Here is a 13861-nt window from a genome sequence, read left to right as displayed (position 1 = left end):
TGATATTTCAATATCTTGATTTGATAATACTTATGTCATTATTGTTCGAGAAATTTACAGAACTAATTTTAATCACCTGACGAAATGAAAGCTACTCAAAACATAAAAAGGATTAGTATTGAAACGGTTTGCGTACTCTATGTTGTATTGTTTGTTTATGCGGCAGTCAGTAAACTGTTAGACTTTGAAAATTTTCAGGTTCAATTAGGACAATCACCATTGATGAGTGCTTTTGCAGGATGGGTTTCTTACTTGGTTCCTGTATTAGAAATAATAATTTCAATTTTTTTAGCAGTACCAACATTTAGAAAAGCAGGGCTTTATTGTAGCTTTATGTTAATGGCAATGTTTTCGGCCTATATTTTTATAATGATCAATTTTAGCCCTTTTGTGCCTTGCTCTTGCGGTGGAATTCTTGAAAAAATGGGATGGAATACCCATCTGTATTTCAATTTAGCCTTTTTACTTTTAGGAGCTCTCGGTATAATGCTGCTTGAAAATGATGGTACCACTAAGCAACCCTATTTAAAATCATCTTTGCGTTTGCTATTACTTGCTGTCGGCAGTGCAGGATTTATTTTTCTGGTCTATATCAGTTCAGAGAAAATGACGCATCAACGAAATAACTTTACAAGGAGGTTTCCCCATCATCCTACAAAGTTTATAAAAGAAATGGACATGGGCTTTAATTCCTACTATATTGCAGGTACGACCAAGGACAAAGTGTATCTGGGGAATCGTACTGCTCCCTTGACCGTCACGGAAATCGATTCAGCACTAGGAAAAAAGAAAGTGCATGTCATTAACATCCCTAAAACCGACAAAAAGTACCGGAGTTTAACTTTGACAGTAGCCCCTCCTTATTTTTACATTTGGGACGGCACAGAAGCTTTTGTCTATCGGGGTTCAACAATCAATTGGAAAGCTACAATCTGGATTGATCAAAAAGCCTTCTTTACCGCCTTTGCACCAATCAGCGGCAACCGATCAGCTATCCGCGCGATAAGTAGCACCACAAAAGAAAACGTACTTGGAAGCATAACTGTAAAAGACAGTATAGCTGTGCAGCTCAACCACAATCTTTTAAATAAACAGATTGATGGGCTATTTGATACTGACGGAACACTTTTATACAACAACCAATATCATAAAATCATCTATACCTATTACTACCGCAATCAGTATGTGATTGCAGATACGCTAATGACTACAAAAACGCTGGGTAAAACAATTGATACTACTTCACGAGCCGCTATAAAAGTTAAATATGTGAAGTCTCTTCAAGGTTCCAAAATTAGTGTACCAGTCGTTACGGTAAATAAAAGAACCGCTACTTATGGGAAATATTTGTACATCCATGCTGGCCTTTTAGGAAAATACGAGCCTCGGGAGGTTTGGGACAGTACGTCGATAATAGACGTTTACGATTTTACAACGAACACTTATAGCTTCAGTTTTTATATAGATGATAAGATGAAAAATAAAATAAAAGACTTTCGTATCGAAAACAATCTAATCTATACGCTCAGTGGGAATTATCTACGGGCCTATCGATTCAAAAAAGGATTTTATTAAACAGTAAGCAGCACCATTAAAAATATACCGCGCAGTGTCAGGGGAAAGATCGAAAACCTGGAACAGAGTAGATCAATAATTTAAATTTAATATATCATGAAAACAACAATTTTAAAACCAGCTTTAATGGTGGCCGTATTCGGATTTGCCATTTTTAGTGCCTTTGCGTTCAAAACTACAAAAAGTGATGCAGAACTGGCCGTTTTTCAAGGACACATTCAGGTAACTCCCGGAAATTGTGAAAGCAAGGAAGTGGATTGCCAGGATGTAAACAATGGTAGGCCCTGTCTGTTTGGAGTAACCCAGCTCCGAAAAATCAATTCAGGAGGTACTGCCTGCCCAGAGCTATTGTGGGAAATTGACCAATAGTTCCAATTTAAAAAGTAAAGCCGCATCCATAAGATTGCGGCTTTACTCATTTCTTTAATTTCGGTTTCATTACATTTTATTATTTCAAGTACGTGTCAAACCATTTCTTTATCCGTGAGGTCAAATCAAATTGTGCTTCGAGATTATTGAGGATATGCCCTTCGTTTGGATAGGCCAGTAAGGTGTTTGTCTTTTTCAACCTCTTGAGCGCAAGATGCAGTTCAACACTTTGTCTCCAGTCGACCGTACCATCCGCTTTACCAGTCCAGCTTAGCAGCGGTGTCGAAATTTTTTCGGCATTCATAACAGGAGAATTTTTTATATAGGCTTCCCAGTTGTCAAATGGAGCTATCCCCATTCTGTACTGCTGTGATTCGAATTTCCAGAATTTATTGCCTAGTGTTATATCATTAAGACTTAGATAATCGCTGATCATATTGGTTGAGGCTGCGCCTGCAACTGCTGCTGCAAAAATGGGTGTTTTAGTTAGTATAAGCGATGTTTCATGGCCTCCATAGGAATGACCAATCAGGCCGATTTTGTTTTTATCAATTGTAGCGGCTTGAAGTGCGACATCAACTGCTTTCAGTACACAATCTGCAGCCGATGTTCCTGGATCTCCAACAGTATAGGTAATGTCCGGCAGTAACACAAAATAACCATCATTCGTATAATTTGCAGGTGCGAAGCCTGTCGTTTGCCATAGAGACGGACTGTTGTAGGTATACAAGTGCTGAGAAAGCAGTTCGTAAATGTACACGATCATCGGATACTTTTTACCTTCTTCATATCCTGTTGGATAATGCAATACGGCATTTAGATCCTTTCCCTTTTTATTTTTGTAGGATAATAGTTTTACCCTCGGTATTTCATATTTTTTGTAATGACTGTTTGACTGGTATTGCAGTACAGCTTTTTTTGTAGAACTGTCGATAAGCCATAAGCTTGGTGGTACTGTTGCCGTTTGTCGCTCTATCAAAATGCTTTGTCCGTTTGCTGATTTACAACATACTGAAACCTTAGCTTTGTCCTTGTACAACAGGATAAGGCCTTTAGCGGGAGTCCATTTATAAATACCGGTGGTCTTATCAGGTAGCGACGCTTGCAAGATTAAACCTTCCGAGAGATTAAAATATTTTGTAGCTATTTCCTCATTTAAAAACGGTCTGTCTGACTTGTGAATTTCGTTTGCCGGACGAAATTTTATACCCGTTTCTTTTCCGTTTGTTATCCGCTTCTTTTGGGTGCTGTCAGGACTGATAAGCCAAATGTCCAAACCGATGTAAAGGATCATATACTTTCCATCCTGAGTCCAGCCAGGGCTTGTGCTTTTGTATTTTTCATCCTCTTCTTCTTTTTCGACCGAAGCCTTGTCAAAAATTAATCGATGTACAGCTGTTTTATAATTATAGATGTTCCAGCCGCTGTCATCGAAATAACCAATATAGGAGTCTTTTGGTGAGGGTGCCAGGAGGCCTGCGGCAGTACACTGCGATGGCAATAAGAGTTTGGTACTACCAGTCTGCAGGTCTAATAAATAATAATCAGCCACGGGGTTTTCAAGATGCAGATTTCCTACCTGATTGGGGTTGTATGCCAATACATAATTCCGATCAGGCAACAATCTTATTTTGGGAACGGTGTCGGACACCATTTTTTTCAAACGGTTGTCCTTCAAATCCCAGATGTGAAGTTTGGGGACATAGGGAATACGCTCTGTCTCTTTTTGGGCAGGATAATGTAAAGGCGTAGCGGCTTCCCAGACCTCAACCAGCGCATCATCAATAAGTGCTGGCTTTTCGGTTGATTTTGCATAAAGGAAAATACGTTGGGCTACCAGATCAAATAAAACCGGTTTTGAAGATTGAAGTTCCACTTTCATTTGTGCCAACGCTTCCTCTTTTAGAAATTGCATCTTTCCAGTAGTCAAATGATAGCTGACGGCGGTTGTTTTACCATTCGAAGCGGTTTTAAAAAACACAAGAGTGCTGCCGGAATCATCCCAAGTAAGGCCACTGAAGCTGCTTTCAGTATCCTCTAGAATTGTTATGGCTGGGGATTTGGAATCTTGCATTAACGCTATTCCCTTATTAGTAAACAAAGCCAATGCTCCACTGGAACTGAATGCAAAATCTTTAGTATTTGGTATTTCCTGTGGTTTTTTTTCTTTTGTTTTGTACAGGAGTAGTTTTGAATCATTTGCTGTTAGGATTGCCAAGATTCCATTTGCTTTATTGAATGCGTGTTTCTTTACATTTTCAACCCTGATAGTTGTTTTGTCGTTAAGGTTGTGCACTGCAAGCGCATTATCGATTGAATACAAGAACCAATTGGAGTCGGGAGTGAATGCTGCCTGATTGCCCTTCGGGAATTTCCGCCTCTTGCCGGTGGCTACATGCTGTAAAAACAAAGTGTCTGTTCCTACTCTATAATCCATTGTAAAGGAAATCCATTTGCCGTCGGGAGCCATTTTCTCGTCTTTTAATTCGCCCCATGTATTATACTCTTCGGGCAGGATTTTTTTCTTAGGCTGCGCCTGCAGGAACAGGACTGTCAAAAGTAGAACCGTTGTGATTTTAAAATGCAATGTTTTCATATGTAGATAATATTTGTTTTTTAATGGAATATGGTATTGCCATTCTTCATTTGTGTTTGTGATTTTTGAATCATGGCGATTTCATATTAGTAACCGGTATTTTGCGGAAGCAACTTCTCATTTAGCAAAAGTTCATTTTCGGGTAATGGCAAAACGATATGGGTGGACTGCCAATTGGGTTTTGTGATGGATAGTACTTCGTCAGCTTTTCCGGTACGTTTCAAGTCGAAAAATCGGTGCCCTTGTTCGGTAAAAAGTTCTAATCGCCTTTCTTTTGCAACAGCCTTAACTACTTCCGCTTGTGTAACTGCATCGGTATCCGCAAGTCCTGCACGATTCCTGATGGTATTAACATCGTCTTTTGCACCATCCAGATTGTTTAGCATCGCACGCGATTCTGCTCTGATCAGGTATAGTTCTGCCAGACGGAACAGTATCGTATATTCTACCGATGTTCCTGTATTAGTCGTCTTTTTATACTTATTTGCATGGTACCAGATAGTGTTTTGGGAAGCGATTGTTTTTATCCATAAGGTCCTGCGCAGGTCACCGGTTTCAAAGGTATTCAGTAAGTCAGATGATAAAGTGGAACGGGAGGGAGGACCGGCGGTAAACGCAAAACTTCTGGCATCACGAGTGTTTAGCCCTGCTACACCGGGATGGAAAGCCCAGATTATTGCCGGATTTGATTTTAGAAATTCAACTGAAGGGTTTTCCTGCCAGCGGTACAGTTCATTGTTAAGTACCGCTGTGGCATATTCTTGGGCATTTTGCCAATCTTGTGTATAAAGCGAGACTCGAGCTAACATGGCGGTAACCACCGCCTTGTTGGGACGTACTGGTTCGGACGTAGGATACGCATCAGGGATAAGCGACTTCGCTTCGATTAAATCGGCAAGAATCAGGCGGTAAACTTCTGGTACCGCTGCTTTTGGTATCCCGGTATTCACTCCATAATCAGTTGTAGTGACATACGGAATTTGACCGTACATATTGACCAGATAGAAGTGTAGATAGGCTCTGATGAATAACGCCTCGCCCATAAAGCGGTTGCGGTCTTCACCAGTAATCTTTACCGATGCACGTACGCCTTCAAGAAAAGCGTTTGTAGCATAAATGTGCGAGTACGTCGAACGCCAAAGTGTATTGATGTAGGTGTTGGAAGGTAAAAGAGTGTGCTTGGCAAACTGCTCAATAGTAACATTTGTTCCGTAGAATTGGAGATCGTCAGAATAGTTAGCCAGCAAGACCGTACCTCCTGTGTTGTTGCCGGTGACAACTCCTTCCTCACGGATGCGTGAATAGATGTCGGCTAACGCGGCATTTGCACTGGATGTTTCTTCAAAAACAGCAGGGGAGGTGATCTGGGTTTGGGGTGCATCCACTTCGGTGAAAGACTCGCAGGAATGCAGCAAAAGACATATCGATAGTGCAATCACGGATTTTATAATGTGTTTCATGATGTATAGTTGTTTGTTAAAAAGTAGCTGATTTTGGGCTTAAAAGGAAAGCTGAACACCCAAGGTTATTTGGCGTAAAGGCGGAAGATAAACGCCGGATTGGTTTTCGGGGTCTGGACCTTTGTAGTTAGTGAGTGTTAGAAGATTTTGACCTTGCAGGTAGATGCGTCCCGAAATGGCTTTGGTCCCTAGAGAGGGCAGCCCATAGGAGAGCACAACACTTTTCAGGCGGATAAAGGACGCATCCGTTACTACGGCATCACTTCGGGTAAAGTTGTTGAAAGCCGTTATTGCTTCAGCGTTTTCGCCCGTCGTATACTGTTGTATAGTGGAATCTGAGCCGCTCTGAGGATAGTTGTTCAATACGCTGGTGGGCTGGTTGGAAAAGGCTCCCGTTATCGGAAATGTTGCCAAGACATCAGTTCCTTGCTGCTTAACGAACTGAAATAGGAAATCAAGCGACCAATTTTTATAGCTCATTTGATTTGATAATCCTCCGAAGTATTCGGGTGTGGTGTCGATAATTACTTTTCGGTCTTCGTTGGAGCTAATTATGCCGTCGTTATTGAAGTCCATAAAAGAATACAGTCCGGTCTCAGGGTCGATTCCCGTGAATTGGTAGGCCTTACGGATATTAAGTGACGCTCCAATTACAAAGGTATTTTTATAGGTAGAACCCTCGAGGCCGGGGAATTCAAGGAGCTTGTTTCGCAAAAGGGAGAGGTTTAGAGAAGTGGACCATTTAAAGTTTTGGGTTGTTACGTTTACTGTGCGCAGGTCAAATTCTAAACCGCTGTTCTCAACTGTTGCTCCTAGATTTGCCTGTATACTTGGAAACCCGGTAGTGCCCGGAAGCGGTACACCGATAAGCTGGTTGCCCGAGCGGTTGCGGAACGCGGCTGCAGTCAAGAAAATCCTGTCGTTTAAAAAGCCAAGGTCAATCGCTGCCTCGAGTTTTTTGTTGGTTTCCCAACCGAAGTCAGGATTGAATAAACGAGTTGGTGCCATGCCGATGGTACCGTCGTAGTTATTTGCCGTCACCGCATAGGTATCGAGGTACTGGTAATCGCCAATTTGGTCGTTGCCGGTTATTCCGTAGCTTGCACGCAGTTTTCCAAAACTGATAGCGTGGCTGTTTTGCAGGATCTTTTCTTTAGAGAATACCCAAGCCGCACCGACTGCACCAAAATTAGCAAAACGCCTGTCAGGGCCGAAACGGCTCGAGCCGTCACGGCGTGCAGTAAGGTTTATAATATACCGACCGTCCCAGTTTATATTGAGCCTGCCAAAAAGGGCATTATAACGGTATTCCGTGATGTCGTGGTTCAGAATGGTAATTGTGGTAGCCGCTACAAGGCTATTAATAACCTCGTTACTAGCGAAACCGTAGCCATCAAGGGCTAAAGATTCCTGTTGCTGACTTTGGAAGGTACTTCCCGCCAGTACATTAATAGCTGCCTTATTCCATTTGTTGGCCCACGTTATTTGGGGCTCAGCAATCCATGACTGACGCGCGCCCTTATTTAGTAGGAGTTGAGAATCGGCGCTTGTAACTTCAAAAATCGGATTGTACATGGTGCTTGGTCGCGTTCTGATTTCGGAAAGACGCGTATCGGTGTAACCAAAGCTGGATTTTAGTTCGAAGTCGTTGCCAAGCCTGTAGGATAGCAGCGTATTGGCAATAAGGTTTTGGGTGTTGGTATGGTACGTCCCTTCCAAATAGGACAAAGGATTTTCGAAAGTCCCATTTTCCCAGTTCAGGTTGGCGTATTCGTCATAGAGTGCGGGAGCATTTGGTGCCAGCGTGTAGGCTAGTCGTGTGAGGTCGGCTCCTGGGAGTGTATTTTTGTCATTGGAATAATCCGCGGAGAATTGCAAGGTAAACCGCTCATCAGTGGAACGGTGCGTGATACTGCTATGCACAGCCCCTTTGGTGTAGTGTGCATCGCCCGGAAAAACAGTGGTTTCATCACGCCAAGTCCCTGTCAAGAGGTACTGTGTCTCAGCATTACCACCGGAAAGCGAGAGCTGGACGTTGCTGATATAGGAATTGGTTCCGATAAGTTGCTTCTGCCAGTTGGTGCTGCGTGTTTGATCCCATGTCCCGTTGAGATCGTAATCGGTATCTGAATATTGGGTTAACCCGTCGTTTTGGAATGCTTCACGGCGCATCGCCAGATACTGCTGGGTATTTAATAGCTTTAAATGATTTGTGATTTTGCCGACTGTTGTGGAAGCTTGTACACTAAAACGGGACTTTCCTGCCTTTCCTTTTTTGGTTGTAATTAATACCACTCCGTTGGCTCCGCGTGAGCCGTAAATTGCTGTTGCATCGGCATCTTTTAATACTTCAAGGCTTTCGATATCGGAAGGATTGATGCTGTTTAGCGGACTGGATTGGGTTTGGAGTACTCCATTGGTGAGTTCAGCATTTCCCAAAGATTGGGAAGCATAAGGCACGCCGTTGACAATGTAGAGCGGGTCATTGCCGGTACCCCTAATGGAGTTCAAACCACGAATTTGTATCGCGAAACCACCGCCGGGAGTACCTGTGGACTGAGTGATGTTTACTCCTGACATTCGACCCTGCATAGCGGCAAGGGGATTGTTAACCGGTTGTTTCTCTATGTCCTTTGCAACGATTTTGGCAATGCTTCCCGTGCGTTCACTTTCTTTCACGGAATAGTAACCAGCATTAATTTTGACTTCCTGCAGTGCAGTAGCATCTTCTTGCATTTGAATATTTACAACGGAGCGACCATCAACAGGAATACTAAGGGTTTTAAAGCCCATATAAGTGAAGACTAAAGTATCGTCAGGCAATGCTGTTATAGCATATTGTCCGTTAAAGTCAGAGATAGAAACAGTTGTTGCTTTTCCTTTTATAGTAATGCTAACACCCGGTAATGGGTTTGTACCATCAGTGATGGTGCCACTAATTTGGATTTGTTGAGGTAAGGACTGTATTTGCCTCAGTAGCTTGTTGGCTAGAGCAGGGGTACAGGATAATAAGAACCCGATAATAATCAGGTACCAAAAAGCCGAATCCCCCTTGTAAAATGAAAAATTTTTCATAATATTGGTTTAGTTAAATGAAACGTTAGTTTTGTTAGCGATGGTCCTCTATACTAGTTTGCTGACGGGTTAGAGGGCCTTTTTTTTATGCGCTTACTTTTTGTCACCCTGATAGTTTATACAGAGCGAAGTCGAAGTACAGTCGAAGGGCTTAGTTATCATTCTATCATAGGCACTGAGTTTTTGTTATATCATAGGCGTTTTAGTTATGAGTTGATGTTGCAGCTAAATAACCTGTATCTCAACCATAAATCCACAGGCACATCGTTGCTATAAAAAGTATAATTATTCCTATTTGTATTTGTCTGTAATATTTCATGGATATTTTTTTTAGTTAAGGGGTTAAGAGTTATGAGGTGTTGTTGCGACTAAATAACCTGCACCTTTATTAACAAATTCAAATTAAATTAACTAGGTGTTTTTATTCAAAGGACCTTTCAGTGCAGGTGTTTTTTAGTTATGGGTTATGGGTTATGGGTTTTACCGCGAATTCGCGAATTATTTATTTGGTTTGGGTGATCTGTTGTCTGTTATTGGTTTAAAGTTGACATAGGTATTCCCGACCGGTTAAGAAAAGGGTGTTTTTCCTAACTGGGATTAATGAATAACGGGTTTAGGGTTAAAAAAACTCCTTTTGCTCCCCTTTCTGAAACAAACTCTAAAAATTTTAATATACCATTTGGAAAATAGAAATAAAGGCAATACTTTTAAAGTGCGAGTTTAAAAATAGTAAAAGCTTAAATCTAAGTGCCAAAAGCATTTTAGGATTGGGTTAAGGTTAGATATATTAGGAGATTATTATTTTTATAATTCTCTTTTTTTATATCAAGGTAGGACTAAACACATCAGTACTAAAATTCTGATTTTGGAAGTGTCTCTGATAAAAGTACTTCTCGTTATTTTTCCTATCCTAACACAATGTTTGTTTCAGTTTTGGGATAACAAAAGGCAGCTTGCTTTTAGCAGGTAGTTAAGGTGGTTTGGTGACGGTTGTACATAAAAAAATCGTTCTCATAATTTATAGGTTTATGGTTATGAACGATGTATTTCGTGGTATGAAGAATACTTGCAAAAAAAGCAAGGAGCGGCCTCACACTTTAGAGTCAAGGGCGACCAAACCCATCTTTATAATCTTTCGATTGAAAAGGTACTATCTAAAGCTTACGTGAGAACCGCTCGCATGCCGTTTGCAAAAGTAGGGAACTTTATGACATGGAGCGACTTCACGATACTCTCGATAGTAAAATTGGTCGTTTTGACTCGAGAAAACATCGTTTTAATTATGCCAAAAAGGCTAATTATCAATTCGCTAATACAAATATAATAAATTATTTCAATCATGCAAATTAGTTTTAAAATAAATACCAAATAACATTAAAAATAAGTAATTAAAATGACTCATAAATTTGAAAAAAAGGAAAATAACGCGTCAATATATAGAATAAAACTTGGGATGAAACTTAAGGAAAATAGACTTATGAAAGGTTTTTCAATTTCAGACATAGTTGAAATGACGAGCATATCTAAAAGTAGTATTATAAAAATTGAAAAAGGAGAAGCAAAAGATATTGACAATTATGTTGAGTACGCAAAAGCTGTTGAGTACCCGTTTGAGACTCTAATTGATTTTAAAATTAAATTAGAGCCTTTGAACGAATTATCTGCCTTGCGGAAACAAGCTACCAAATTGACAGCGAAAATTCGTAAGAACATTGTAAATACTTCTTTTTTAGGTGCTGGAAAAACAACAGCTGAAATAAGGGGTGAACTAATCAGAATAAATGAAATTACTAACACAGTTAAATCAACTGAGATTGCTGGAGTTATGAGGAATCTAGTCGAAGACAGTATTTTAAGGAAAGAGAAAAGAGGAAGCAAGAATCTTTACCTGAAGGGTTAATATGTAGCTTTTATTATTTTGCATTATACTGATCGCGAGAAGTACTATTAGAGAATGTAGAAAGTTATTCTTCACTTTAATTGTGAATAAATTGTTCAGTATATCACTAATAGTGGGTATTGTATTAATAATTATACAAGCTTTTATTGATAACACATAAAACAGAAAAAGATGCCTAGGTATCTTTTTCTGTTTTATAGTGATACGGAATACTTGTCAATTCGGGATTAAAGCTTGTCAAAAACGGAGGAATTGATTTCATGCTAAAGAAGGATTTTTTATAGGTTCTATATTTGAGGTATGGAATGGTATGAGATAATAGGGCTAGTTGTGTTATGGTTTGTGGGGCTTTACCTAAAAGGGAAGTTTTATGAGTATTTGAGGAATAGACATTATAATGATAGCTGGAAGAGTAGGAGGAAGGAGTGAGAAGATGCTGATGAGGTTTCTTTTATTTTTTGATACTAGTGTGCTTACTTCCTAGCATTAGTCTTTGACAGCGTTAGGGATATTGTAAATAATAATCCTTTTGATTATTTGTGCGAATTTATTTCTATTTTAGCAAAAGCAAAAGGGATGATGTTTGTCAGACCTATCTCTCTGAATTAGGGGTGATAGGTCTGATTTTATCATACCTATATACAAGTTAGCTGTAATGTTGCCCAAAAATTGCACCAAAAGATTTAAATAAATATATGAAGAAACTTTACATAACATCTAAATTCAAAAAGCGTAATAAAAAAAAGTCTTTGGATGCCTTTAGAAAATATAAAAAGAGAAAAGGAAAAAAATATACACTTGTTCAGAAAAAAACAGAAAACAAGGAAAGAAACAAAGGTAAATTTTACAATACAGAAGTTCGAAAACCCAAAATAATACCTTTAAGTGCTCCAAGCGATTTTAGCTTAATAAATAATACTGAAAAAACAATAAACTACTTTAATTTAGTACACAATGCAATAAAAGCAAACAATGGTGTTTTATTTGATATATCAAAAATAACAACTTTAACAACGGATGCTATAGCTGTTCAAATTGCAAAAATTAAAGATGAACGATTTCATTTAAACAGACGAATTTTAGGAAACGAACCTGATGACGTAGATTTAAAAAAACTATTTACGCAAAGTGGATTTTATGAATATGTTAATACTACAAATAAACATGAAAAAAATGATAAAAAATTATTAATACATGAAATCACAAACAATCGAGTTGAACCAGATATAGCAAAAGAAGCTTGTCTCATTGGCTTGAAACATACTTTTAAAAACGAAGAAATTTTCGAACCATTATATGATATTTTAATTGAAATTATGCAAAATACAAATAATCATGCTGGCAATATTAGAGGAAAATACGACTGGTGGCTTCATGTTTATAATCATCCCGATTCATTGAAAACTAGCTATAGCTTTTTAGACCTTGGAGTAGGGATTTTTGAAAGCTTACCTGTTAAATCATTTAAAAGAGATATATTAGAATTAGTAGGTCTTACTTCCAATTTAGATTTAGTACCTAAATTGTTTGCTGGAGAAATTAAATCTAGGACAGCAAGACCTGAAAGAGGAAAAGGTATTCCTCAAGTATTCGAGTGTAGTCAGGATTCTGTATTTGAAAAATTTATATTAATTTCGAACGATATTTATGCAGATTTGAAAAGTAAGGAAAATAAAATAATTAAAACCCCATTTGAAGGGACGTTGTTCTATTGGGAAATAAATAATAATCAAAATGAAAATTAAAGATACATTAGTAATTGCCTTAGAATTTAAAGATAATCCTGGAGCAAGAGATAGAGAAGATGGACCTAATTCTGGACAGGAATTTTTGGAAGATGTTTTTTTAACAAGATTTAATAAAGCTATTGAAGAAGACTACTTAATGTTAGTCGATTTAGACGGAGTTTGGGGTTATCCATCTTCGTTTGTTAGTGGTTCCTTTGGTAAATTATCTATGGAACGTGGTTCAGAAATATTATTAAAACATTTAAGATTCAAATCAGATAAAAATCCAGTAAGAATAGATAAAATATTAAATGAAATAAAAAATCCAACTCCAAAAAAATGAAATATTTAAAAATATTACTGTTTATATTATTGTTTATTGGGGCAGTTGCGATTGGATATTTTATAAAAAGCTACCCAATCATCGAATTTGATAGAAAATTAAAAATATATGAAGTATTCAATCTAATTTTAACCGCAACAATTGGTCTATCAATTCCATTTTTTATAAAACGTTGGATTGAAGATAGTAGACATGTCAAGAATAATTTAATAAATGAATTAAAAGATACTCTTTCTGAAATTATTATTGTTAAATCAAAAATTAAACATTGCTTTAATGAAAATGCTATTTCTCAAAGGGATAAACAACAAATAATAGTTCAATTTGAAGAAACAGATTTAAAATTAAATTGCTTAGATGAGCAGTTTAAAGAATCTTATAATAATGAAACAAAAAAAATAAGAGAAGAAATTAAAACCGAATATTTTAATTATTGGAGATTTGCAACAGGTGCAGAAATTATGTCTGAAAATTTTAATACAGTATCTGAAAATTATTATAGAAGTCACAATGAAGTTTTTAATAAACTGGAAACAAAAATTAAGCAAGCAATAAATAAAGTTCATAGAATATAGAGTTAAAAAACACTACAGCTAACAGCTAGAGTTTCGTTGCGTGCGCAGCACGAACAATGAAACTCCTGTTGAACGGAACTGGAGGTAGTTTAAAAGAAAAATAATTGTAGTTTAGATCTAATATATTTGCTTTCTGATTAACTAAATAAAGTTCGTTTGAAGGGTCTTAGACGAAGTGACGTTACCTATAATTTTTTAGCTGCGGGAGAAATCAACAAAGAATTAAAAAAAAACTTTTATA

9 protein-coding genes are annotated in these 13861 nt (G+C 38.0%); 6 read left to right on the top strand and 3 right to left on the bottom strand.

The window, feature by feature from the left end; genetic code table 11:
• Positions 1-84: 84 nt before the first annotated feature.
• Together E0H99_RS11470 and E0H99_RS11465 are read left to right on the top strand one after the other, a co-directional pair.
• Entirely contained in the window at positions 85-1575 is a 1491-nt protein-coding gene (locus E0H99_RS11470) for a DoxX family protein (protein WP_131995492.1), read from the top strand.
• A 96-nt stretch (positions 1576-1671) separates the two neighbouring features.
• On the top strand, positions 1672-1944 hold the full coding sequence (locus E0H99_RS11465) for a hypothetical protein (protein WP_131995489.1): 273 nt from the start codon (positions 1672-1674) through the stop codon (positions 1942-1944).
• Positions 1945-2023: 79 nt separating this feature from the next.
• On the opposite strand, the gene E0H99_RS11460 is transcribed toward E0H99_RS11465, so the two are convergent.
• The 3 genes from E0H99_RS11460 to E0H99_RS11450 form a co-directional block, all read right to left on the bottom strand.
• Positions 2024-4240 (bottom strand): S9 family peptidase, encoded by a 2217-nt coding sequence (locus E0H99_RS11460; protein ID WP_165930292.1) that lies wholly within the window; start codon positions 4238-4240, stop codon positions 2024-2026.
• Positions 4241-4626: 386 nt separating this feature from the next.
• The gene (locus tag E0H99_RS11455) at positions 4627-6000 is read right to left on the bottom strand and encodes a RagB/SusD family nutrient uptake outer membrane protein (protein WP_131995483.1); all 1374 of its coding nucleotides are present in this window, start codon (positions 5998-6000) and stop codon (positions 4627-4629) included.
• A 39-nt stretch (positions 6001-6039) separates the two neighbouring features.
• Positions 6040-9075, bottom strand: coding sequence for a SusC/RagA family TonB-linked outer membrane protein (locus E0H99_RS11450; protein ID WP_131995480.1), 3036 nt, complete (start codon positions 9073-9075; stop codon positions 6040-6042).
• Positions 9076-10468: 1393 nt separating this feature from the next.
• Here E0H99_RS11450 and E0H99_RS11445 point away from each other — a divergent pair.
• The 4 genes from E0H99_RS11445 (at position 10469) to E0H99_RS11430 (ending at position 13620) form a co-directional block, all read left to right on the top strand.
• Entirely contained in the window at positions 10469-10975 is a 507-nt protein-coding gene (locus E0H99_RS11445; RefSeq protein WP_131995476.1) for a helix-turn-helix domain-containing protein, read from the top strand.
• Positions 10976-11670: 695 nt separating this feature from the next.
• Entirely contained in the window at positions 11671-12720 is a 1050-nt protein-coding gene (locus E0H99_RS11440) for a hypothetical protein (protein WP_131995473.1), read from the top strand.
• The gene (locus tag E0H99_RS11435) at positions 12710-13045 is read left to right on the top strand and encodes an STAS-like domain-containing protein (RefSeq protein WP_131995470.1); all 336 of its coding nucleotides are present in this window, start codon (positions 12710-12712) and stop codon (positions 13043-13045) included. The genes E0H99_RS11440 and E0H99_RS11435 overlap by 11 nt, the downstream gene beginning before the upstream one ends.
• Positions 13042-13620 carry a hypothetical protein gene (locus E0H99_RS11430; RefSeq protein WP_131995467.1) on the top strand — a complete coding sequence of 193 codons (579 nt, stop codon included), beginning with the start codon at positions 13042-13044 and terminating at the stop codon, positions 13618-13620. The genes E0H99_RS11435 and E0H99_RS11430 overlap by 4 nt, the downstream gene beginning before the upstream one ends.
• Positions 13621-13861 lie beyond the last annotated feature (241 nt).

Origin of the sequence: Flavobacterium sp. GT3P67, assembly GCF_004349155.1 — a bacterium.
Taxonomy (GTDB): Bacteria; Bacteroidota; Bacteroidia; order Flavobacteriales; family Flavobacteriaceae; genus Flavobacterium; species Flavobacterium ranwuense.
This window is presented reverse-complemented; position numbering and strand designations above follow the sequence as displayed.